The following is a 23,620-nucleotide window of genomic DNA, read 5'->3' as shown; positions in this document are numbered from 1 at the left end:
GCAGGCAGCGAGGCACAATTCGTACTCTTCATCGAACCGGGGTTCTCGTGATGCGTCGCGCTTCTTCTCTGCTGCGACAGGCCAAGGGTGGCCTGCTCGCGCTGGGTCTTGTGTTTCCGGCGGTTGCGTCCGCGCTCGATGCGACTCAGGTCGACAGTTTTCTGCAGCGCTTGCGGCAACAGTCGGGCGCACCGGGCGTGTCGGCCGCCGTGATGGTCAAGGGCGAACTTGTGTATTCGGGCGGCGCCGGCATCGGCGATCTCGAAGCCGGTACGCCGCTGAACGGCCTGTCGGTGCACAACATCGGCTCGATCTCGAAGACGCAGGCGGTTGTCGCGGTGATGCAGCTCGTCGAGCAGGGCAAGGTGAATCTCGATGCCGAGATCCAAGCCTACGTACCGTGGTTTCCGCGCAAGCAGGCGCCGATCACGCTGCGCCAGATCCTCACCCACACCTCGGGCATTCGCCATTACAGGAGCGGCGAGTTCGGTGAAGGCGAGGTGCTGCGCTATCAGCAGTTCGACGATATCGAACAGGCCTCGAAGCGCTGGATGAACGATGAGCTGCTGTTCACGCCGGGCCAGCATTGGCTCTACTCGTCTTACGCGACTAACCTGCTGCAGGCGCTCGTCGAGCGTGTGAGCGGCGAGCGCTTCGAAGCCTACCTGCGTCGCCACGTCTGGGAGCCCGCGGGCATGCTCGATACGCAGTTCGACGTGCCCTCGCGCATCGTGCAGCGTCGCAGCCGCGGCTACGTGCTCGACAGCGGCGGCGGCCGGCTCGTCAACGCGCCGCAGGAAAACGTCAGCTACAAATACGCGGGTGGCGGCGTGATCTCGACCAACGAAGACATGCTGCGCTTCGGCCATGCGCTCAATCGCGGTCTGCTGCTCAAGCCCGCGTCGATGCGCGAGATGCTGCGTGCCCAGCTCGCACCCGACATCGAGTATCCGCCCGGCAACATCGAGGAAGAGAAGCCCGTCGATCCGCTCAAGGCGCCGTCGAGGCCGCCCGTACAGGCGCTGATCTGGCGGCTCGGCACCGACCCCTGGGGCGGACGCTACATCGAGCATTCCGGCAGCGTGAAGGGCACGTACTCCGAGCTCGTCGATTATCAGGACGACGACATCATCGTCTCGCTGCACGTCAACGCCTGGGCCGTGAAGCCCGATCTCAAGCAGGCGGCCGAGGCGCTCGCGCGGCTCGCGAAGCTCGGCCAGCCGATCGAGGCGGCGAAGAAATAGCAAAAGCCGCGTGCGCATGGCCCCCGGAAAATCGCCCGGCGAGCGACTGGATCGTGACGGAACTGTTTGAAGCCGGTCATTTTTTCCTCAGCCCGCGGCGCCGAAAGAAAAGCTTGCACCCCCTCGAACAAGTCCCTAGAATTCGCGGCCCATTCCCCGATAGCTCAGTCGGTAGAGCAAGTGACTGTTAATCACTGGGTCGGCGGTTCGAGCCCGTCTCGGGGAGCCAGATAAATCAGGGCCTTCTGCAAAGAAGGCCCTTTTTTATGCCCGCAGAACGGCCAGCGAGATGACCACCGAAGCCTTGAAACAACGCGTCCGCCGGATGACGGACGGCACCCTGGACCTGCTCCGCGCCGATGTCGCCAAGGCCGGGCTCAAGGGCCGCTGCGATCCGCTGGTCCGGGTGCTGATCGAGCCCGATACCGAAGCGACCATGCCCTGGGGCCAGCCCTGGACGCATTCCGGACTCGACCACCTGGTCATGCACTTGTTCCTCAAAGCGATCGGCGCGAAGGGCTACGCGATCGCGATGGAGGTGCGGGCCGGCGGCGCGACACCGCAAGTCGGAGCGCAGGCCTGTGGCGGCATGGTCGGCTGGGACACCGCCATCGGCGAGGTCTACGGCTTCGCGGCCGGCACGCTCGAAGTCAGGAGTCGCATCAGCGGCGACAGCGATCAACCGCGCATCGCGGCGCTGTCGGCGGTGCCCAACTTGCTGCAGCCGCTGCAGACCGCGGCGCTCGATGCGAATCAGCAGTCCGCGCTCGAGGATTACGTCGACATCCTGGTGACGCAGCTGCGTCGGCAGCTGAAGTAGCGTCTCCAATTGGCGCGAAGCGCCAGACATCTGCCCGCACACGCTTTGCGGCATGATGCCGAAGGGAGGCCGCCTGGCGGTCATCCTCGACCATAGAAAACAACATCTCAATAGGAGACGCAGATGATTGCTTACACCACGCTGGGCACCAACGACCTGCAGCGCGCCAGCGCTTTCTATGACGCCTTGTTCGCCGAAATCGGCGCCCAGCGCGTCCTCGACATCGGACGGCTGGTGCTGTGGGGCTCGAGCCCGAAGGCGCCGATGTTCGGCGTTTGCACGCCTTACGACGGCAAGGAAGCCTGCGTGGGCAACGGCTGCATGGTCACGCTCGGCATGGCCGGACAAGAGCAGGTCGATGCGATCTACAACAAGGCGCTCGAACTCGGCGCCAGCAGCGAAGGTGCTCCGGGCCTGCGCGTGCCGGGCTTCTATCTGGCCTACCTGCGCGATCTCGACGGCAACAAGCTCGCGCTGTTCGCGGCCGTCTGAGGCGAACCGGCCACATTCCGCAAAAAGCCCTGCGCACTGACCTGCGCAGGGCTATCGAGTTCGTTCTTCGCGACGGTATTCTCGAGGTGTTGCAACGACGCTGACGGGGAAATCGTGACACTGCTAACCAAGCTGCTGGACAACTTCCGGCAGAACGCCGCGTCTGAGCGCGAGAAGGGCAATTACTTCGAGCGCCTAGTCAAGAGCTACCTGTTGGCGGAGCCGTATTACGCTGACCTGTACGGTGGGCGCGTCTGGCTTTGGGAAGAATGGCGCGGACAGGCCGCCAAGCGAAGCTACGGCGATCTGGGCGCCGATGCCGGTATCGATCTCGTCGCCGAAACCGGCTCTGGAGAACTCCATGCCGTCCAGGCCAAGTTCTACGACGAAAGCGCCGTACTCAAGCTGGACGACTTCGCGACATTCTTCACCGCATCCAGCAAGAAGCACTTCGCTCACCGGCTCATATTTCTGACGGCGACAAGGAGCAGCGGCCATCTGCGCAAGGCGGTTCAGGATCAGCATCCGCCGGTAAGTCTGGTGACCCTGCATGATCTGGAGAACAGTCAGATCGACTGGGGTCGCTACCAGGCGGTCGCGGCTCCGGTACTCAAGCCGAAGAAAATCCCAAGGCCGCACCAGGAAGCTGCGCTGGCGGACGTACTGGCCGGGCTGAGCAATGCCGATCGCGGCAAGCTCATCATGGCTTGCGGCACCGGCAAGACCTTCACGAGTCTCAAGATCGCCGAGCAAGTCGCCGGGCCTGGAAAACGGGTGTTGTTTCTCGTGCCCAGTCTTTCCCTACTGTCTCAATCGCTGACGGAATGGACGCAGGAAAGTTTCGTTCCATTACACAGCTTCGCGGTGTGCTCGGATAGCGACGTTGGTAAGAAGCGCAGGGCGGACGATGACGACTTCCAGATGCTGTCGCACGAGTTGCGGTATCCGGCCACCACCAATGCCCGGCGCTTGGCGGAGGAGATGCTCAAGCGCCACGATGCCAGGCACATGAGTGTCGTATTCAGCACGTATCACAGCATCGATGTCATCAGCGAGGCGCAGCGGCATGGCTTGCCGGACTTCGACCTGATCGTCTGCGATGAGGCGCATCGCACTACCGGTGCGACCTTCGAAAGTCAGGACGAAAGCAACTTCGTCAAAGTGCACGACGGCGAGTTCATTCGTGCGGAAAAGCGCCTTTATATGACGGCGACCCCGCGCATCTACGGCGATCACGCCAAGGCCAGCGCCGAGAAGGACAACGTGGCGCTATGCTCGATGGACGACGAAGCGCTTTATGGGCGCGAACTGCATGTCATCACGTTCTCCGCCGCCGTCAAGCGCGAGCTGTTGGTGGACTACAAGGTTATCGTGCTGGCGGTGGAAGAGACTCACATCAACCGTCGCCTGCAAAACCTGCTCAACGACGGTAACAACCAGCTCAAGGTTGATGACGCTGCCAAGATCGTCGGTTGCTGGAAAGCGCTTGCTAAAAAGGGACTGGCTGAAAGCCTGGAAGGTGATGCCTCACCGATGCAGCGTGCCGTGGCTTTCTGCCAGGTAATCGAAGTTCAGAAGGCCAGTAACACGCACAAAGTCAGCTCCAAGAACATCGCCGGCATGTTCAAGGCGGTGGTGCAGGAGTATCAGCGGACTGCCAAGGACGACGAAATCTCTTCGCTTACCTGCGAAGCCGAACATGTGGATGGCGGCATGAACGCCAGCGAGAAAGAGGCCAAGCTCGCCTGGCTCAAGGCCGAGACGCCTTCCGATACCTGTCGCATTCTGAGCAATGTGCGCTGCCTCTCCGAGGGCGTGGATGTGCCGGCACTCGATGCCGTGTTGTTTCTCACGCCGCGCAATTCGCAAGTGGACGTGGTGCAGTCCGTCGGACGTGTCATGCGCAACGCGCCGGGAAAGAAGCGCGGCTACGTCGTGTTGCCGGTGGTGATCCCAGCCGGAATTGAGCCGCACGAAGCGCTCAACGATAACCACACCTACAAGGTGGTCTGGCAGGTTCTGCAGGCTCTGCGTTCGCACGACGATCGCTTCGACGCGATGGTCAATAAAATGGAACTGGTCGGCCCTGACGTCAACAAGATGGAAGTCATCGCGGTCACTGACAAGATTTACAAGAAACAAGAAAGAACCAGTGGAGCCAAGGGTGCAGATGCCGGGCGAAATCAGTTCACCATCGGCGAGCAGCGCAAGCACTACACCAAGGCCGATAACCTGGAACTCGAATTCGAAATTGGCGAGATCGAGCGTGCGATCTACGCCAAGGTGGTGCAAAAGGTCGGCAATCGCAACCACTGGGAAGAGTGGGCGAACGACATCGCCAAGATTGCTCGCACGCACATCGATCGCATCCAGGCATTGATCGAGAATAATGAGAACAAACGGGAGCGAAAGGCTTTCGAAACCTTCGCCGCAGAGCTCCGCGACGATCTCAATGATAGTGTTAGCGATGCGGATATCGTTGAAATGCTGGCCCAGCATCTGATCACCAAGCCTGTGTTCGATGCGCTGTTCGAGAATTACAGCTTCGCTAGTCACAACCCGATGAGCCAGGCCATGCAAGGCGTGCTCGGTGTCTTGCAGGAGCACCGTTTGGCGAAGGAGGCGGTCACGCTGCAGGCCTTCTACGCCAGTGTGAAAATGCGTGCAGAAGGAATCGATACTGCCGCCGGCAAGCAGAAGATCGTCGTCGAGCTATACGACAAGTTCTTCAGCAACGCTTTCCCACGCATGCGCGACCGGCTCGGCATCGTTTACACCCCGGTGGAAGTGGTGGATTTCATCATCCACAGCGTTGCGCATATCCTGAAAACCGAGTTCGGGCAGACGCTCGGCAGCAAGGGCGTGCATATCATCGATCCGTTTACAGGCACTGGAACTTTCATCACGCGTCTGCTGCAAAGCGGCCTGATCAAGAAGGAAGAGTTGCCGCACAAGTACAAGCACGAGATTCACGCCAACGAGATCGTGCTGTTGGCCTACTACATCGCGGCGATCAACATCGAGGCGGTGTACCACGGCATCGTCGGTGGCGAGTATCAGCCGTTCGAGGGCATCTGCCTGACGGATACTTTCCAGATGTATGAGAAGGAAGACTTGGTCGATGCGCTTTTGGTGGATAACAGCAATCGGCGCAAGCGACAGAAGAAGCTAGATATACGGGTGATTTTGGGGAATCCGCCATATTCGGTGGGGCAGGGGGATGCGAATGCGAACAACCAGAATGTCGGATATCCGCATCTGGATGCTCGCATTCGTAGCACCTATGCGGAGCGTTCAAATGCAAACAACAAGAACGCGCTATATGACAGCTATATCAGAGCAATTCGCTGGGCTAGTGATCGTATAGGGGAGAGTGGCGTCATTGGTTTCGTCACAAATGCTGGTTTTATTGATGCTAATACAACGGCTGGAATGCGGCAGTGTCTGGCTGAAGAATTCAGCAGTATCTACGTGTTTCACCTACGCGGAAATCAGCGCACAGCAGGCGAGTTGTCGCGAAAAGAAGGCGGCAAAATATTTGGCGGCGGTAGCCGAGCGCCAATCGCTATTTCGCTGCTGATCAAGAATCCAAAAGCTACCGAGCAGGGCCGAATTCACTTTCGCGATATTGGGGACTATCTCAATCGTGATGAGAAGTTGGAAAAAATTAGTACGTATGGAAGTGTTGCGGGCATAGATGCCGACGACGGTTGGAGTCGTATTGAGCCAGACGAGCACGGAGATTGGCTCAATCAACGCGACAGCAGTTTCAATGAATTTATTGCACTTGGTAATAAGGTGCGCGGCGAGCGGCGGCTTTTCGAAAGTTATTCGAACGGCATCAAAACTCAGCGAGATGCTTGGTGCTACAACCCGTCCAAGATCGGTGTCGAGGCGAACATGGTGCGGATGATCGCCTTCTATAACGCAGAGGCTGGGCGCTTCTTGAACATATACGGAGCGTCAGAAAAGAAAGAGCGTGACGAGAAGGTCAGTGGATTCGTTGATTCCGATCCTACCAAGATCAGTTGGACGCACAATCTTAAGGATGAATTAGTTAAAAACCGGCTCCTTTCACTGGAGGCAGCTTGCCTTACAGTGAGCCATTACAGACCCTTCAATAGGCAGTGGCTGTACTACAGTCGGCGTTTAAATGAGAGGGTCTATCAGATGCCTCGAATCTTTCCTGATGCAGCAACCGAGAACATCGCCATTGGCGTATCTGCATCAGATTCACGTAGTGCCTATTCGGTGTTCATCACCAATGTCGTCCCGAGCCTGCATGCGGTAGATATGGTGGGTTCACAATATTTCCCTCTTTATCTCTACGATGAAGTTGCAAACGAAGTGGAAGCTGAGCCTATTCAGTCGAGCTTATTTACCCCCCCCCCCCCCCCCCCCCAACACATCGCGCGGCCGTTCGCAAGCGTCGCGACGCGTTGACCGACGAAGGGCTCGCGCATTTCCACGCTGCATATCCAGGTGAAAGGATCAACAAGGAAGACGTGTTCTATTACGTCTATGGCTTGCTGCATTCGCCGGATTATCGCGAGCGCTATGCGGACAATCTGGGCAAGGAACTTCCGCGCATTCCCTGCGTGAAATCGGCGGCGGATTTCTGGTGTTTCAGCAAGTCGGGTCGTGCACTCGCGGACCTGCATCTGAACTATGAAACGGTGCCGATGTACTCAGGCGCCAAGATCGAGCATGGGGCCAAGCCGCTGACCGATGCGGATTACCGCGTCGAAAAGATGCGTCATCCGAGGAGGGGCAAGGATAAGGATTTATCGACGGTGATCTACAACAGCCGAATCACCGTCAACGGCATTCCATCCGAAGCCTACGACTACGTGGTCAACGGCAAGCCGGCGATCGATTGGGTGATCGAGCGGCAGTGCGTGAAAACAGACAAGGACAGCGGCATCGTCAGTGATGCCAACGACTGGGCGGTCGAAACCATGAACAACCCGCGCTATCCGCTCGAACTCCTGTTGCGCGTGATCACGGTGAGCCTGGAGACGATGAAGATCGTCAATGCTCTGCCGGTATTGGAAATACAGCAGCCGGCTTGACGGCTGCTGTCAGTCCCTCCTAGCGCTCATCATCGCCGCGAGCAAGTCGTAGGCGACCGGCAGCGTGGTGAAACCTTCGCTGCCGAGGAAGTGACCGCCTGCTTCGACCGTCGACAGCTGCGTCTGCAGCTGTCGACTCAGGTCCACCGTCAGCGCGTACGGCACGGCGGCGTCGTTGCGCGAAGCGATCACCGCGCGCTGGCTCGACATCGCGATGATGCGATCCGCATCGAGCGTCGGCGAGCTCGTGAATTTGTCGAGCTGCGGAATGGCGGGCAGCGAGGCGGAAAAGCCCGCGACCAGCAGCAGTCCGCCAATGTGCGTGCCGGCCGGCAGCGATTGCAGGTAGTGCAGCAGGGCGATGCAACCGAGGCTGTGCGCGACGAAGTAGCTATTGCCGTCGTGGCGTTCGACGCTTTGCTGCAGATGACGCTGCCAGGCGGCCGGGTCGGGATCGCTCGAATCGGGCATCGCGAGGATCGTCACCTGCGCACCACGTGCTTCGAGCTGCGACTTCAGCCAGCCGAACCAGTGATCGCTCGGCGAGGCCATGTAGCCGTGGACGATGTAGACCCGCTTGCCGCCGAAATCGCCTGACATGTCGTGATCCTTGCTGGGAGCCGTGGGGGCGCCGGGCCACAGTGCGACGAGCGCGCAGATCAGCGCGAGCACGCCGAGCAGTACGAAGCGCGGCCAGAGTTTCGGCGGAGCTTCGCGCTGCCGGCGCCGCATTGTCGAGTGCCTGCTTTTACTTTTCGACGAACGCGCGTTCGATCACGTAATCGCCGGGCTGGCCGATGTGCGGCGAAATGCGCAGGCCGTGGGCGTCGAGCAGGGCGCTGGTGTCCTTGAGCATGCTCGGGCTGCCGCAGATCATCGCGCGATCCACCGCCGGGTCGAAGCGCGGCAGGCCGATGTCGCTGAACAGCTTGCCGCTGTTGATGAGGTCGGTCAGGCGGCCGGTGTTCTGGTATTCCTCACGCGTGACGGTCGGGTAGTAGATGAGCTTTTCGCGCACCTGCTCGCCGAGGAATTCGTGCTCGCGCAGTTCCTGCTGGAAGAACTGCTGGTAGGCGAGTTCGTTGACGTAGCGCACGCCGTGGATCAGCACGATCTTCTCGAAGCGCTCGTAGGTTTCCGGATCCTTCACGAGGCTCAGGAACGGCGCGAGGCCGGTGCCGGTCGACAGCATGTACAGATGCTTGCCGGGCTTGAGATCGTGCAGCACCAGCGTGCCGGTGGGCTTGCGCGAGACCAGCAGCTCGTCGCCGACTTTGAGGTGCTGAAGGCGCGAGGTCAGCGGTCCGTCCTGAACCTTGATGCTGAAGAACTCGAGGTTCTCTTCGTAGTTGGCGCTCGCGATCGAGTAGGCGCGCATGAGCGGCTTGCCGTTGACTTCGAGGCCGATCATGACGAAGTGACCGTTCTCGAAGCGCAGCGCCGGATCGCGCGTCGCGGTGAAGCTGAAGAGCGTGTCGTTCCAGTGACGAACGCTGAGGATTTTTTCTTTGCCGATGGCTGCCATGACTGCTGCGCCTTCCGATGTGGGATCAACGCGTCGACGATGATCCGGTGATGTGATACCTGGCGACGGCTGGGTGCCGATGATGCGATGAGTCTAGCGATGCATCCCGGGTGCGGGCCCGGGATGCATCACTTGTTCCGAGCTCGGAACGACGAACTTCAGACCAGCGCGCGAATGCGCTCGACCGAGCCCTTGAGCACCTTGTCGCTGGTGGCGAAGGACAGGCGCACGTGGCCCGGCGTGCCGAAGGCCGAGCCCGGAACCAGGGCGACGAGGGCCTTTTGCAGCAGCAGGTCGGACAGCTCCAGGTCGTCCTTCACGCCGAGCCTGGCAATCAGGCCGTCGACGTTTGGGAACACGTAGAAGGTGCCGTCGCCCGGGGCGCAGGAGACGCCCGGAATCGTGTTGAGGTCGGCGACGAGGTTGTCGTGGCGCTGCTTGAACGCCTTGACCATCTCGGTCACGCAGGCCTGATCGCCGTTGAGCGCCGCTTCGGCGGCGACCTGGGCGATCGAGGTCGGGTTGGAGGTCGACTGCGACTGGATGTCGGCCATCGCGCCGATCAGCTTGGCCGGGCCGCAGGCCCAGCCGATGCGCCAGCCGGTCATCGAGTAGGTCTTCGACACCGCGTGGATGATCACCGTGCGGTCGTAGAGGTCCGGGCAGGCGTTGACGATGTTGGCGTAGGGCTCGCCGGTCCAGAGGATCTTCTCGTACATGTCGTCCGAGGCGATCACGATCTGCGGGTGCTTGCGCAGCACCTCGCCGAGCGCCTGCAGCTCGGCCTTCGAATAGGCCATGCCGGACGGGTTGCTCGGCGAGTTGAGCCAGATCATCTTGGTGCGCGGGCTGATCGCGCGCTCGAGCTGCTCCGGCGTGATCTTGAAGCGGGTTTCCTGCGTGGTGTTGATGAACACCGGGGTGGCGTCGGCCAGCAGCACCATGTCCGGGTACGACACCCAGTACGGGGCCGGCACGATCACTTCGTCGGTGGCGTTGAGCAGGGCCTGGCAGAGGTTGTAGCAGGCCTGCTTGCCGCCCACGGAGACCACGACCTGGTTCGGCTTGTAGTCGAGGCCGTTGTCGCGCTTCATCTTGGCGATGATCGCGGCCTTCAGGCTCGGCGTGCCGCCGACGGCGGTGTACTTGGTGAAGCCCCTGGCGATGGCGCCACGAGCGGCTTCCTTGATGTGCTCCGGCGTATCGAAGTCCGGTTCACCGGCGCCGAGCGACAGCACGTCCTTGCCGGCGGCCTTGAGTTCATTGGCCTTGGCGGTGACGGCCAGGGTAGGAGAGGGCTTGATGCGGCCCACGCGTTGGGCGAGCGACAGTTCCACGGCGTTTCTCGGTTGCGTCAGGGGGTGAAGACCGAATCTCGGAAATTCGGGCGCGCGATGATACGGCACCTTAGGGAAATTACCCAGACGAGCGGGCGGCCCGGGCTCCGGCCGGCCCCGACCTGCTAGCCTGCCGGCCTTCCAGGACGCCAACCGCACCGCCGACACGCCGATGAGCCTGCGCAGCCTGCTATCGCCCCAGCCGCGGCTGCGCATCTTCGGCCAGCTGCTGCTGGCGTTTCTGCTCGTGGCCCTGCTGCCGCTGGCCCTGTTCTGGCAGTTCGAGCGCCTGCGTATCACCGAGAGCGGGCAGTCGGCCGCCGAAAGCCAGCTGAGCCTGTTCTCGCAGCGCGTGGTCCAGCAGGTGGACGACTGGACCGCGCTGAACCTGTCGGTCATGAAGCTCGCGGCCGACCAGCCCGGCATGCGCTCGTTCGACCCGGCCGCCCAGCGCCGCGTGATCGCCTCGGTGGAGCCCCGGCTGCCCTGGGCCTACCTGATCCACACCGCTGGGCTCGACGGCGGCAATCTCGCGCGCAGCGACGACGGTCCGCCGTCGAACTACAGCGACCGGCGCTACTACGGCGAAATCCTCGCCGGAGCCTCGCAGTCGGTCGAGATCGGGCTCGGGCGCACCTCGAACCGGCCCGCGTTCCTCGTTGCGGTGCCGATCAGGAAAGCCGACGGCAGTCTCGGCGGCATGCTGATCCAGGCCGCGCAGCTCGACGAGGTCACGCGCGCGGTCAGTTCGGCTGCGCTCGGGCGCACCGGGCATGGCTTCCTGATGACTGCCGAAGGCCGGCTGATCGCCCACGCCGACGAGCCGCTGAACCGCGAGCTCAAGGATTACAGCGGACATCCGGCGTTCCTGGCGGCGCGCGATCACGGCGACGGCCTGCAGCACTACAGCGTCGACGGCGTGTCGCGTATCGCCGACATCCGCCACACCCAGCTCGGCTGGATCGCGGTGGCCGAGCAGAACGAGGCCGAGAGCCGCGCCGTGGTCGACCGCGCCAACCGCAACGCGCTCGCGCTGCTCGGGCTCACGGCTGCCCTCGTGAGCCTGCTGTCGCTTGCGGTGGCGCGCGGCTTCGCGGCGCCGATCGAGCGCGTCACGCGCGTGGCCGAGCAGATCAGCCGCGGCGATCTCGACGTCGAAGTCGAAGCCAGTGCGCGGCGCGACCAGATCGGCGAACTGCAGCGCGCCATGCTCGGCGTGCGCGACACCCTGCGTCGCTTCATCGACAGCCAGGCGCGCGTCGCGAGCGCGGTCGCACGCGGGGATTTCTCGCAGCGCGCCGACGAATCGACGTTCACGCGCGTCTACGCCGACATGGTGCGGCAGCTCAACCAGATGACCGAAACCGCCGATCGCGGCCTCTCCGAATTCGCGCGCGTGCTCGCGGCGGTCGCGCGTGGCGAACTCGACGTGGCGGTGGAGGGCGAGTTCGAGGGCACCTTCGCGCAGCTGCAGCGCGATACGCGCGTGACGGTGGAATCGCTCGCGCACCTGATCGCGCAGCTCGAGCTCAATCGCGGCCTGCTGCGCGCCGCGCTCGAACACCTGCCGCAAGGCGTCAGCGTGGTCGATCTCGATCTGCGCCTGATCGCCTGGAACCGGCGCTACGCCGAGATCTTCGACTATCCGCCCGAGCTGCTCGCGGTCGGCACGCCGATCGAATCGCTCATGCGCGTCAACGCCGGGCGTGGGCTCATGGGCCGCGGCGACGCGGAGTGGCAGGTACAGCGGCGCCTGCAGCATCTGCAGAGCGGCAATCAGCACGTCAACGAGCGCGAGCTGCCCGACGGCACCGTGCTCGAGATTCGCGGCAGCGCGCTGCCGGGCATCGGCTACGTCACCTCGTTCTCCGATGTCACCGCGTACAAGCAGACCGAAGCCGAACTGCGCGCGCTGACCGCGACGCTCGAGCGCCGCGTCGACGAGCGCACGCGCGACCTGGCGAGCGCGACCGCGGCGGCCGAGCGCGCCAATCGCTACAAGACGCGCTTCGTGAGCTCGGCCGTGCACGACCTGCTGCAGCCGCTCAACGCGGCGCGCATGTTTGCCTCCGCCCTGCTCGCGCAGCTGCACGATGCGCAGGCGCAGCAACTCGCCCGCAGCATCGACGGCGCGCTCGCCGCGCAGGATCAGATTCTCTCGAGCCTGCTCGACATTTCGCGGCTCGAATCGGGGACGCTCGAAGTGCAACTGCGCGATTTCGCGATCGCGCCGCTGCTCGATGCGCTCGCGCGCGAATTCGGCGTGCTCGCGCAGGCGCGCGGCCTGACGCTGCGGGCGCGCAGTTCGAACGCGATCGTGCGCAGCGATCCGATCCTGCTGCGCCGCATCCTGCAGAACTTCCTGTCGAACGCGCTGCGCTACACCTCGCGCGGTCGCATCGTGTTCGGCTGCCGGCGCCTGCCGGGCGCCTTGCGCATCGAAATCTGGGACACCGGACCGGGCATTCCGGAGCACCAGCAGCAGCTGATCTTCGAAGAGTTCCGCCGTCTCGATCCGGGCCCGGACGTGCACGAGCGCGGATCGGGGCTCGGGCTTGCGATCGTCGATCGCATCGCCAAGCGGCTCGAACATCCGATCACGCTGCGCTCGCAGCCCGGCCGCGGCAGCGTGTTCGCGGTGACCGTGCCGCTCGGCGACGCGAGCCGCGTCGAGACCGAGCCTACCGATGCGCCGCTCGTGAAGCACGACGACGACAGCGCCTCGCTGCGCGATCGGCTGGTCTGGTGCATCGATGACGATGCGCACGTACGCGAGGCCAATCGCAGCCTGCTGCAGGCCTGGGGCTGCCGCGTGCAGCTGTTCGACGGCCCGGCCCAGGCGCTCGCGCAGGCCAATGCGCAAGACGTGCCCGAGCTGCTGCTGCTCGACAACCGGCTCGGCGAAACGCGGGGGCCCGATCTGCTGCCCGCGCTGGTCGAGCGCTGGCAGTCGCAGCCGCCGGTGATCCTCGTCACCGCCGATGCCGATCCGGCCTTGCGCAAGGCGGCGCGCGAGGCGGGCTGGGGCTTTCTGGCGAAGCCGGTCAAGGCGCCCGCCTTGCGTGCCTTGATGACGCGTTTGCTGAGCTTGCGCGGCTTCGATCGCTGAGCCCTGACCGCGGGTCCGCGACCCTCGACGGGCCTACGTAGAACTACTAACTCCATCGGGTTATTTCGCCTGCGGCGACGCACGGCGATGATGCGCCAACCTGAAAACGGTGCGGCGCCAGACGCTCGCACCGACTGCAAAGAAGACGATTCCAGCTCGATTCGCAAGGCTCCGTTTCGCGGGGCAGGGCGAAGCCTTGCCGGAGCAAATCGCAGCAAAACATTGCGAGGAGAGCCGCATGATGCCGTCGATGAAAAGCGCCTTGCGCGGTGTCGCCGCCGTGGCCTGCGTGAGCGCGTCCGGTGCGATGGCGCAGACCAGCCCGGCCGATTCCACCGTCGCTCGCGTCGAGAAGCAGCCGTACACGCCGGCCGCTCCGGCCAAGACCAGCTATCCGGCCGCGGCCGCGGGCTACGGCGCGACCGCCAACGGCTACAACCCGGCGCGCTGGGTCGAGGACTGGAGCCGCATGCGCGATCCTTCGCAGCGGCGCGATTTTCTCGATCGGCTCAAGTACCTGCCGCTCGGCAGCGACGAGGTGTACCTGACGCTGTCGGGCGAACTGCGCGGGCGCGTCAACTACACCGAGCATCTGCAGCTCAGCGGCGATGAGCAGCGCCAGGACATCTATCGAATCTTCGGCGGTGCCGACCTGCATCTGGGCAAGCACCTGCGGCTCTATGGCGAGCTCGGGCGCGGCGTGATCGAGGGCAAGAACATCGGCACGCCGTCGGGTTCGTTCCGCAACGACCTGTTCGTGCAGCAGCGTTTCATCGACATCAACGACCGCTTCGCGGGCCTGGATTTCGGCCTGCGCTACGGACGCCAGATCTTCATCGACGGCCCGAACCTGCTGATCGCCTCGCGGGACAACAACACCCTGCTGTTCACCGTCAACGGAACGCGAACCTGGATCAGCAGCGGCCGCCTGCGCGCCGATTTCTTCGACTTCGATTTCAACAAGCTCGGCAACGAAGGCACGCACGACGACGAGATCGATCGCGATCGCCGTTTCTCGGGTGTGACGACGGGCACCTGCCTGCCGACGACTTGGTTCGGCTCATCGAAGCTCTATCTCGAGCCGTTCCTGTGGCGTCAGCGCCAGCGCGCGGTGACCTGGGGCGACAGCCGGCAGCGCGAGGAGCGCTACTACGGCGGCGCGCGGCTCTGGGGCGATGTCGGTGCGCTCGCGATCGACTGGACCGTCGATCATCAATGGGGCGATTACGGCGATCGCGAGATCGACGCCTGGCAGCTTCTGTTCGCGCAGAGCTGGCGCCTGGGCAGCGACGCGGGCGCTCCGCGCATCGGCGCGCACTTCGATTATGCGAGCGGTGGGGGCGCCTACGAAGGCGGCACGCTCGGCAACGCGAGCACGCCTTACGGCAACAACATCTACTACGCCTACGGCTTGTTCCTGACGCCGACGAACCTGATCGCGTTCGCGCCGAATTTCAGCTTCGCGCCGCTGCGCGACCTGCGCCTGACGCTCGAATACCAGATGACCTGGCGCGAGGACACCGACGATGCCATCTACCGATCGAACGGCACCGCCTACGTGGGCACGCCGGGCTCCGGCGGCGGCAAGACCGGCGACGTCGCGCGCCTGCAGGCGGTCTGGACGATCACGCCGAGGTTTTCGGTGACCGTGCGGCTGGAGCACCTGTCGGCCGATGGCGGGCTGCGCGACAACGGTTATCGCAGTTCGGATTTCGCGGCGGCGCTGGTCAACTACCGCTTTTGAGTCCGGGCGGCGCGAGCCTTGCCGGCCCGGGCCGCCCGAAAGCGTCCGCCTACTGCCGCAGGCCCAGTTCGAAGCTCGGCTGAGCGGCCGCCGTCGTCGCCGGAACCCATCCGTATATTCCAGCGCCCTGCAGCAGATAACCGGTGAACGCGCCGGCGGCCTGGGCGACGCCCGGCACCGGGCTGTCGTAGGTGAGCGTGGCGGCCGCCCCGTTGCGGCTCAGGCCGGTGCCCGACCACGTCGCGGTGCCGTTGACGCCGTCGCTGTCGACGCTCGTGTAATTGCCGTCCGCATCGCCCGCGACGAGTGCGCTCTGCGCGGTGTACAGCAGCAGCCCGTAGCGGGTCGCCGATTCGCGGATCAGCTGCAGCGGAACCGCGGTGCCGCCGACCATGCCGATGACCATCGAGCCGCTCAGCGTGCCGCCGGTGGTCACCGCGCCGCCGCTGGCCGGCGTGGAGTAGACGTCGAAGGCCGAGTGCGCGCCGTTGTAGCTCAGATAGCCTTTCGCGGTCTGCGTGCAGGCGGCGTCGTAGACCATGAAGCCGCCGTTGGCGCCGTCCTGGCAGAGCTGGAAGGTTCCGGCGTTGCGGATGCGGCCGGAGCCGCCATAGCTCGATTCGACGCTGCCGGCGGTCTGTGCGCCGATGGTGTCGAAGATGGCGGCGATGTCGTTGAAGCGCGTCGGATCGGCGCTGTTCTCGAATTGATTCGCGAACGCGATCATCGGCACGAAGCCGCCGCCCGCGGCATTGCGCACGCCGCCTTGCACGACGCCGTTGGCGCCGATCGTGAAGACCGCGCCGGCTTCCTCGCTCGTATACGTGCAGCCGTCGAGCGCGACGAGCGTGCCGGCGAGTTCGGTGCCTGTGCTGCGTTGCAGGCTCGCATCGATACGCAGCGTGTAGGCCAGCGTGGAAGGGTTCAGCGTGAGGCTCAGTTCTTCGCCGAGCGTATCGCCACCCTTGTAGGTCGTGCTTTGCGAAGGCAGACGGCTGCAGACGCCCGGCGTGCCGCCTCCGCCATTGTCGCCTCCGCCATTGTCGGCGGGCTGGTTGCCGTCGATGCAGCCGGGCAGGGCGAGCGCGGCCATCACGGTGAACGCGAACGGTCGCACGAAGGCGCGGCGAAGCTGCGCTTGCATGGAAGTCATTTGCATGGGATTCATCCTCGTCGTCATGGCGTGCCGGTTCAGAACACGACCTGGGCACGGAAGCCGAATGAGTTGCCGGCATCGAAGCCCCGATAGCTGCCGACGCGGTTGTTGGTGGTCCAGTTGACGTAGTTGAACATCAGGCGCGACCAGTCGTTGATGTACCAGTTGAGGCCGACCGTATCGCTGCGGCCGTCGCCGCCGTTGGGCGCATCGCGGAAGTCGTAGCGATCGAAGCGCAACGCGATCTCCCAGGCGCCCCAGCCGCCCGAGGTCACCGGGCTCAGCACGCGCGTCGAACCCCAGATGCCCGAGCGGGTCGAGAATCCAGGCTTCTCGCCGGTGATCAGCCAACCGGCCGAGATCGAGGTGGCGGTGCGCTCGACCACGTCGATGCTGTCGGAATCGATGCGCCGCTTGGTGTATTCGCCGAAGCTCCAGAAATTGCGGAACACGCCGCCGACTTCGTAGCCCCAGGCTTCGTCACGTGTCGGATCGGCGATCGCGCCGGACGACACGCGCAGGTTGTCGTTGAAGCTCTGGCCAATGCGCGGCGCGTTGTTGATCGTCGTGACGTCGTCGCCGAGCGTCTCGTAGTAGTACCAGCTGCCCAGATGCACGAAGCCCTGGCGCGCCTTGATCGGATTGACGTGGCCGCGAATCGAGTAGGTGATCGAATCGCTGGCCGTGCCTTCGTTGTCGACCCCGTCGCCGGTGATGCTCGCGCCGAGGTGCCAGTTGTTGCCGAAGGTGCGCACGTAGCCGCCGAGTCCGAAGTAGCCGTTGTACGCGGCGCCGACGGCGGCCACCGCGTTGCGCTCCATGAACGGCTCGCGGGCGAGCATGCCCGAGCCTTCGATGCTGCGATCGCGCAGGCGGTTGCCGAGGTAGTACTCGGTCGGCAGGCCGAACAGCGTGGTGTCGTACGACAGGTAGGCTTCGCGCACGCCGGCGGCATCGTCGGTGAAGGTGACGTCGAGCTTGTAGCCGAGCTTGCCGATGGTGCCTTCGGCGCCGAGGCGCAGATCGGTGGCCTCGGTGCCGTAGATGTTGCGCGCATCGAAGCTCGAGCCCTCGGTGCCGGACCAGTCGAGACTCAGGCGTCCGCGCGGCTTGAACGTGAAGTAGCCGTCGGCGCTGCGGAACACCGGAGCACCGCGCCAGCGCAGGTTGCCGGAGCCTCCGCCGCCGTTTCCTGCGCCGGTGTTGCCGAGCGCGGACAGTTGCGCGAGCTGGGCTTCGAGCAGGCCTTGCTGCGTGTCGCTGATGGCGGCGCGCACTTCCGCCGACTTGTCCGGAACCGGGCCGGCGGCCTGCTGCGGCTGCGCGTCGCCGGCGGCCTCATCGACCGCTGCCGCGGCGGTGGCCGGCGCCGCCGGCTGTTTGCCTTCGAGCGTGGCCAGGCGTTGCTCGAGCTTCTTGATCAGCTCGGCCTGCTGCTTGAGCAGTTGCAGCAGTTCGGCGTTGCTCGCCGCATCCTGTGCGGCGGCGATGCCGGCGTTGAGCAGCAGCGGGCTGCCGACGGCCGTGGCTAGCACGGCCATGCGTAGACGATTCATGGCGTTTCTCGAAAAAAAGAAGGTGAGCGCGATCGCGCGGCCGCTCAGACGTCGCTGTCTTCGGCGTGATCGTCCGGGTCGTCGGCGCGGTCGTCCGCACGGTTGGCGGCAGGCGCTCGCGGGGCGTGCTGGATCATCGATGGCGGCAGGATGGGCCGCTGGTCGAGCAGGCGATGCTGGCGTGCCCACAGTGCGAACAGTCGCGGCCACGACGCGGCGAGCGTGCCGGGCCGGCCGAGCGTCCAGCCGTGGCCGCCGCTTTCGAACACATGCAGTTCGGCGGCGACACCGTGCTCACGCAGTGCGGAGAACATCAGCAGGCTGTGTCCGACCTTGGCGATCGGGTCGTCGGCCGCATGCACGATGAAGGTCGGCGGCGTGGCCTTGGTGACGTGCTTCTCGGCCGAATAGGCTTCGACGGCGTCCTTCTGCGTGCCGAGTTCGCGGCGCGTGCGCGTGGTGTCGTACGGAGGCTGCAGCGAGACCACCGGATAGATCAGCGCCGAGAAATCCGGGCGAGACGAGACTTTGTCGGCCTCGTCGACGGCCTTGTAGAAATCGGTGTCGAAGCGCGTTTGGGCGATCGCCGCGAGATGGCCGCCTGCGGAGAGTCCGAGCACGCCGATGCGCTGCGGATCGATGCCGTAATCGCCCGCGTGGCTGCGCAGCAGGCGCAGGGCGCGCTGGGCGTCCTGGAACGGCGCTTCGGCCTTCCAGCCATCGACCGGCAGGCGGTAGTAGAGAATCACCGGCGTGAAGCCCATCGCCGCGAGCCACTCGGCCACCGGACGGCTTTCGTTGGCGATCTGGATGCGGAAGTAGCCGCCACCGCCGAGGATCAGGACCGCGGTGCCGTTGGGCTGCGCGGGCTTGTAGATTTCCATGCGCGGCCGGCTGATGTTCGACACCGCGCCGATGCCGTTGCCGTCCTGGCCGACGCGCTCGGGCCCGCGAACCGGGTTGTCCGTCAAGGCGCCTTGCGGCCACAGATCGACCACGGTCGGTCCTGCATTGCCGGCACTCGCCTGCTGCGCCAGCGCCGGTGTCGCGAACAACAGCCACGACAGCGCGCACAGCGCTATCCCTCTAATGGTCATCGGTGCTTCTCCTCCGCGGTGTGTCGTCGCGATCGCTGGTGAGGCTTCTCACCGGTTGCCCGTCCTGCGCGATTCGAAAGCGTGGCTTTCGTCGTGCGATGGCGGGTCGATCGCAGGTGCACTTGTACCGCAGGCGCTTCAGTACACCAATAATCCGATGGTGTTAGTGGCCAGCATCACCGTTCGCGGCACGGTGCCGTGATGCTCACTCGGGCAGGGCCGCGCCGTCGTCCTGTCCCTCGGCCTGCAGCGCTTTGACGAGCACTGCGGCCTGGGTGCGGCTATGGCACTCGAGCTTGCGCAGGATCGCGGTGACGTGGACCTTGACGGTGTTCTCGGCGAGTCCGAGCTCATGCGCGATCTGCTTGTTGAGCAGGCCGTCGGCCATGCACATGAGGACGCGGAATTGCTGGGGTGTGAGCTGCGCGAGGCGCGCGGCGAGCTGGGCGTCTTCCTCGCTGCGCTCGGCCTTCTGCGCGGGGAACCAGGCGCCGCCGTCCATGACCGCCTGCACGGCCTCGCGGATCACCGCCACTGGCGACGACTTGGGCACGAAGCCTGCCGCACCGAACTGCTGCGCGCGCCGGATCGTGCGCGGGTGATCGTTGGACGAGATCACGATGACCGGCACTTCGGGCCGTTCGCCGCGCAGGAACACGAGCGAGGAGAAGCCGTTGGCCCCGGGCATGCTGAGGTCGAGCAGCACGAGGTCGAGCAGGTCCTGTTCGCGCACCATCGCTTCGAGCGTGCTGAAGCTCGAGGCTTCGAGCGTACGGCAGCCCGGCAGCGAAGCCTGCAGAGCCAGTACGATCGCATCGCGGAACAGCGGGTGATCGTCGGCGACGATGATCTGGAGCGCGTCGGGCACGGGCTGCCTCGGGTCTTGGGCGGTGGCCGGAGTTTCTCACGAGCCGGGCCGCGCGTAGCTCCAATTGGTTATGGGCATCGCGCGGATGGGCTGACAAAGTCGCTTCATCGGAAGAGTTCGAGTCGAGATCATGCAAGAGCATTCGAAGAAGGGTTCAGGGTCGCGGTTCTACCTGCTGGTGCTGGCGGCGATCGTCCTTGGCGCCTGCATCGGCCATTTCGCCCCGGACGTCGGCGTGGCGCTCAAGCCGCTCGGCGACGCCTTCATCGCGCTCGTGAAGATGCTGATCGCGCCGGTGATCTTCCTGACCGTGGTGCTCGGCATCGCCGGCGTGTCGGACGTCAAGAAAGTGGGCCGCGTCGGCGCCAAGGCGATCCTTTATTTCGAAGTGGTGTCGACCTTCGCGCTGGCCATTGGCCTGATCGTCGTCAACCTGCTCAAACCCGGCGCCGGCTTCAACGCCGACCCGGCGACGCTCGATGCGGGCGCGGTCGCCAAGTACGCGCAGGCCGCGCACGAGCAGGGCACCGTGCAGTTCCTGCTGCACATCATTCCCAAGACCTTCACCGACGCGTTCACGGGCAATGGTGACCTGCTGCAGGTGTTGCTGCTCGCGGTCATGTTCGGCTTCGCGATGATGGCGATCGGCGACAAGGCCAAGCCGGTCATGACGTTCTTCGAAGCGGCCTCGCAGATCTTCTTCCGCATGATCGGCATGGTCATGAAGCTCGCCCCGATCGGCGCGGGCGGCGCGATGGCCTTCACGATCGGCAAGTACGGCATCGACAGCCTCGGCCCGCTCATGAAGCTCATGGGCAGCTTCTACCTGACTTGCGCGCTGTTCGTGCTGATCGTGCTCGGCGCGATCGCCAAGTTCACCGGTTTTTCGATCCTCAAGTTCCTGGCCTACATCCGCGAGGAGCTGCTGCTGGTGCTCGGCACCTCGTCGTCGGAATCGGCGCTGGTTCCGCTGATGCAGAAGCTCGAACGCCTGGGCTGCTCCAAGGGCGTGGTCGGCCTCGTCGTGCCGAGCGGTTATTCGTTCAACCTCGACGGCACCAACATCTACCTGACGATGGCCGCGATCTTCGTCGCCCAGGCGCTCAACGTGGAACTCACGCTGACGCAGGAGATCACCCTGCTCGCGGTGGCGATGCTGACCTCGAAGGGCGCCTCGGGCGTGACCGGCGCGGGTTTCATCACGCTCGCGGCGACGCTGGCCGTGGTGCCTTCGGTGCCGGTCGCGGGCCTTGCGCTGATCCTCGGCGTCGACCGCTTCATGAGCGAGGCGCGCGCGATCACCAACATCATCGGCAACGGCGTGGCGACCATCGTCGTCGCCAACTGGGAAAAGGAGCTCGACAAGGGCGCGCTGCACCGTGAACTCGCGGCCGGCCCGGCGTCGACCGTCGAAACCCTGAACGAGGCGCAGACCTCGGCCTGAAGCTGAACGCGCTGGACGAGAGATCGCGCGCCGTCGCGCATTGAAAAACCGGCGGTCCGGGCGCATCGTGAGGGGATGAAAGAAGCCCCCAGAGACGAACTCAAGGACCGCCGGCTCAAGCATCGTCGCGAGGAGATGTTCAAGCTCGCGGCGGACTGGGCACCCGCGGGCGACCAGCCCACCGCCATCACCTCGATGGTCGACAACCTCGAGGCCGGCGTCGCCCACCAGACCCTGCTCGGCGTGACCGGCTCGGGCAAGACCTTCAGCATCGCCAACGTGATCTCGAAGGTGCAGCGTCCGTGCCTGGTCATGGCGCCCAACAAGACGCTCGCGGCCCAGCTCTACGGCGAGTTCAAGGAATTCTTCCCGAACAACTCGGTCGAGTACTTCGTCAGCTACTACGACTACTACCAGCCCGAAGCCTACGTGCCGAGCACCGACACCTTCATCGAGAAGGACAGCTCGGTGAACGACCACATCGAGCAGATGCGGCTGTCGGCGACCAAGGCGCTCATGGAGCGCCGCGACGCGATCATCGTCTGCTCGGTATCGGCCATCTACGGCCTCGGCGACCCCGAGAGCTATTTCAAGATGGTGCTGCACCTCGTCAAGGGTGACCGCGTCAGCCAGCGCGACCTGATCCGCACGCTGACGACGATGCAGTACACGCGCAACGAAATGGCGCTCGACCGCTCGACCTATCGCGTGCGCGGCGACGTCATCGACATCCATCCGGCCGAATCCGACGCCGAGGCCGTGCGCGTGGAGCTGTTCGACGACGAGATCGAAAGTATCAGCCTGTTCGATCCGCTGACCGGCGAAGTCCGCCAGCGCGTGCCGCGCTACACCATCTATCCGAAGAGCCATTACGTGACGCCGCGCGAGCGCGTGGTCGCGATGTTCGACGACATCAAGGAAGAGTTGCGCCAGCGGCTCGAGTACTTCCGCGCCAACGGCAAATTGCTCGAAGCGCAGCGCCTCGAGCAGCGCACGCAGTTCGACCTCGAAATGATCCAGGAGCTCGGTTACTGCAACGGCATCGAGAACTATTCGCGCTACCTGTCGGGCCGCGGGCCCGGCGAGCCGCCGCCCTGCCTGTTCGACTACCTGCCGCCCGATGCGGTCGTGGTGCTCGACGAATCGCACGTGACGGTTCCGCAGATCGGCGCGATGTACAAGGGCGACCGGGCGCGCAAGGAAACGCTCGTCGAATACGGCTTCCGCCTGCCGAGCGCGATGGACAACCGTCCGCTCAGGTTCGAGGAATGGGAGCACCTGGTTTCGCAGGTGATCTACGTCTCCGCGACGCCGGGACCGTACGAGTTGCAGCATTCGGGCTCGGCGATCGTCGAGCAGGTGGTGCGGCCGACGGGCCTGGTCGATCCACCCGTCGAGATTCGCCCGGCGCGCAGCCAGGTCGACGACGTGCTCGGCGAGATCCGCATTCGCGCCGATCTCAAGGAGCGCGTGCTCGTCACCGTGCTGACCAAACGCATGGCCGAGGACCTCACCGATTATCTGCACGAGAACGGCGTGAAGGTGCGCTACATGCATAGCGACGTCGACACCGTCGAGCGCGCCGAGATCATTCGCGATCTGCGCCTGGGCGTGTTCGACGTGCTCGTCGGCATCAACCTGCTGCGTGAAGGCCTCGACCTGCCCGAAGTCTCGCTGGTCGCCGTGCTCGATGCCGACAAGGAAGGCTTCCTGCGCAGCGAGCGCTCGCTGATCCAGACCATCGGCCGCGCCGCGCGCAACCTCAACGGCCGCGCGATCCTGTACGCCGATTCGATCACCGGCTCGATGCGCAAGGCGCTCGACGAAACCGATCGCCGCCGCACCAAGCAGCAGGAATACAACAAGGCGCACGGCATCACGCCCAAGGGCGTGCAGAAGCGCATCGCCGACGTCATGCGCCTCGGCTACGAGGATGGCGTCGCCGACATCAAGGCGCTCAAGGCCGCCGAGACCAAGAAGGCCTACGAATCGCTGGCCTCGCCGGAACTCGTCGGCAAGCGGATCGCCAAGCTCGAAAAGGAGATGAAGGCCGCGGCGACCAATCTCGAATTCGAGAAGGCCGCCAAGCTGCGCGACGAAATCCGCAGGCTGCGCGAGGCCGCGCTGGTCAGCCCGATCTGAAGCGGCGGATTCGC

14 protein-coding genes, 1 tRNA gene and 1 pseudogene are annotated in these 23,620 nt (G+C 64.4%); 9 read left to right on the top strand and 7 right to left on the bottom strand.

Annotated elements, in window-relative coordinates:
• Window positions 1-50 precede the first annotated feature (50 nt).
• The 5 genes and pseudogenes from AC3WUM_RS12515 (at window position 51) to AC3WUM_RS12495 (ending at window position 7,628) form a co-directional block, all read left to right on the top strand.
• On the top strand, window positions 51-1,244 hold the full coding sequence (locus AC3WUM_RS12515) for a serine hydrolase domain-containing protein (RefSeq protein WP_492410644.1): 1,194 nt from the start codon (window positions 51-53) through the stop codon (window positions 1,242-1,244).
• A gap of 153 nt (window positions 1,245-1,397) precedes the next feature.
• Window positions 1,398-1,473, top strand: a tRNA-Asn gene (locus AC3WUM_RS12510).
• 96 nt (window positions 1,474-1,569) lie between these two features.
• The gene (locus AC3WUM_RS12505; RefSeq protein ID WP_492410643.1) at window positions 1,570-2,064 is read left to right on the top strand and encodes a hypothetical protein; all 495 of its coding nucleotides are present in this window, start codon (window positions 1,570-1,572) and stop codon (window positions 2,062-2,064) included.
• Window positions 2,065-2,187: 123 nt separating this feature from the next.
• A complete protein-coding gene (locus AC3WUM_RS12500) occupies window positions 2,188-2,556 on the top strand; it encodes a VOC family protein (RefSeq protein WP_492410642.1) in 369 nt (122 codons plus the stop codon).
• A 114-nt stretch (window positions 2,557-2,670) separates the two neighbouring features.
• Window positions 2,671-7,628: pseudogene (locus AC3WUM_RS12495) on the top strand (DEAD/DEAH box helicase).
• Between the two features lie 9 nt (window positions 7,629-7,637).
• On the opposite strand, the gene AC3WUM_RS12490 reads toward AC3WUM_RS12495, so the two are convergent.
• The 3 genes from AC3WUM_RS12490 to AC3WUM_RS12480 all read right to left on the bottom strand — a co-directional run bounded on the left by AC3WUM_RS12490 (window position 7,638) and on the right by AC3WUM_RS12480 (window position 10,490).
• Window positions 7,638-8,360 (bottom strand): RBBP9/YdeN family alpha/beta hydrolase, encoded by a 723-nt coding sequence (locus AC3WUM_RS12490; RefSeq protein ID WP_492410640.1) that lies wholly within the window; start codon window positions 8,358-8,360, stop codon window positions 7,638-7,640.
• A gap of 16 nt (window positions 8,361-8,376) precedes the next feature.
• Entirely contained in the window at window positions 8,377-9,153 is a 777-nt protein-coding gene (locus AC3WUM_RS12485; protein ID WP_492410639.1) for a ferredoxin--NADP reductase, read from the bottom strand.
• 158 nt (window positions 9,154-9,311) lie between these two features.
• Window positions 9,312-10,490, bottom strand: coding sequence for a pyridoxal phosphate-dependent aminotransferase (locus tag AC3WUM_RS12480; protein ID WP_492410638.1), 1,179 nt, complete (start codon window positions 10,488-10,490; stop codon window positions 9,312-9,314).
• A 172-nt stretch (window positions 10,491-10,662) separates the two neighbouring features.
• Here AC3WUM_RS12480 and AC3WUM_RS12475 point away from each other — a divergent pair, with 172 nt between their 5' ends.
• Both AC3WUM_RS12475 and AC3WUM_RS12470 read left to right on the top strand, forming a co-directional pair.
• Window positions 10,663-13,599 (top strand): PAS-domain containing protein, encoded by a 2,937-nt coding sequence (locus AC3WUM_RS12475; protein ID WP_492410637.1) that lies wholly within the window; start codon window positions 10,663-10,665, stop codon window positions 13,597-13,599.
• A gap of 238 nt (window positions 13,600-13,837) precedes the next feature.
• Complete coding sequence (locus AC3WUM_RS12470) at window positions 13,838-15,343, top strand: alginate export family protein (protein ID WP_492410636.1); 1,506 nt, start codon at window positions 13,838-13,840, stop codon at window positions 15,341-15,343.
• A 49-nt stretch (window positions 15,344-15,392) separates the two neighbouring features.
• On the opposite strand, the gene AC3WUM_RS12465 is transcribed toward AC3WUM_RS12470, so the two are convergent.
• The 4 genes from AC3WUM_RS12465 to AC3WUM_RS12450 form a co-directional block, all read right to left on the bottom strand.
• Window positions 15,393-16,502 carry a hypothetical protein gene (locus AC3WUM_RS12465; RefSeq protein ID WP_492410635.1) on the bottom strand — a complete coding sequence of 370 codons (1,110 nt, stop codon included), beginning with the start codon at window positions 16,500-16,502 and terminating at the stop codon, window positions 15,393-15,395.
• 32 nt (window positions 16,503-16,534) lie between these two features.
• Window positions 16,535-18,055: an OprO/OprP family phosphate-selective porin gene (locus AC3WUM_RS12460; protein WP_492410634.1), complete on the bottom strand. Its 1,521-nt coding sequence runs from the start codon at window positions 18,053-18,055 to the stop codon at window positions 16,535-16,537.
• Between the two features lie 44 nt (window positions 18,056-18,099).
• Window positions 18,100-19,152 (bottom strand): alpha/beta hydrolase, encoded by a 1,053-nt coding sequence (locus tag AC3WUM_RS12455; protein WP_492410633.1) that lies wholly within the window; start codon window positions 19,150-19,152, stop codon window positions 18,100-18,102.
• A gap of 205 nt (window positions 19,153-19,357) precedes the next feature.
• Complete coding sequence (locus AC3WUM_RS12450; protein ID WP_492410632.1) at window positions 19,358-20,020, bottom strand: response regulator; 663 nt, start codon at window positions 20,018-20,020, stop codon at window positions 19,358-19,360.
• A 130-nt stretch (window positions 20,021-20,150) separates the two neighbouring features.
• Here AC3WUM_RS12450 and AC3WUM_RS12445 point away from each other — a divergent pair, with 130 nt between their 5' ends.
• Window positions 20,151-21,464: a dicarboxylate/amino acid:cation symporter gene (locus AC3WUM_RS12445; protein WP_492410631.1), complete on the top strand. Its 1,314-nt coding sequence runs from the start codon at window positions 20,151-20,153 to the stop codon at window positions 21,462-21,464.
• A 135-nt stretch (window positions 21,465-21,599) separates the two neighbouring features.
• A complete protein-coding gene (gene uvrB, locus AC3WUM_RS12440) occupies window positions 21,600-23,606 on the top strand; it encodes an excinuclease ABC subunit UvrB (protein ID WP_492410793.1) in 2,007 nt (668 codons plus the stop codon).
• The last annotated feature ends 14 nt before the right edge of the window (window positions 23,607-23,620 follow it).

The organism is Hydrocarboniphaga sp. FW305-C-57 (assembly GCF_058783045.1).
This window is presented reverse-complemented; position numbering and strand designations above follow the sequence as displayed.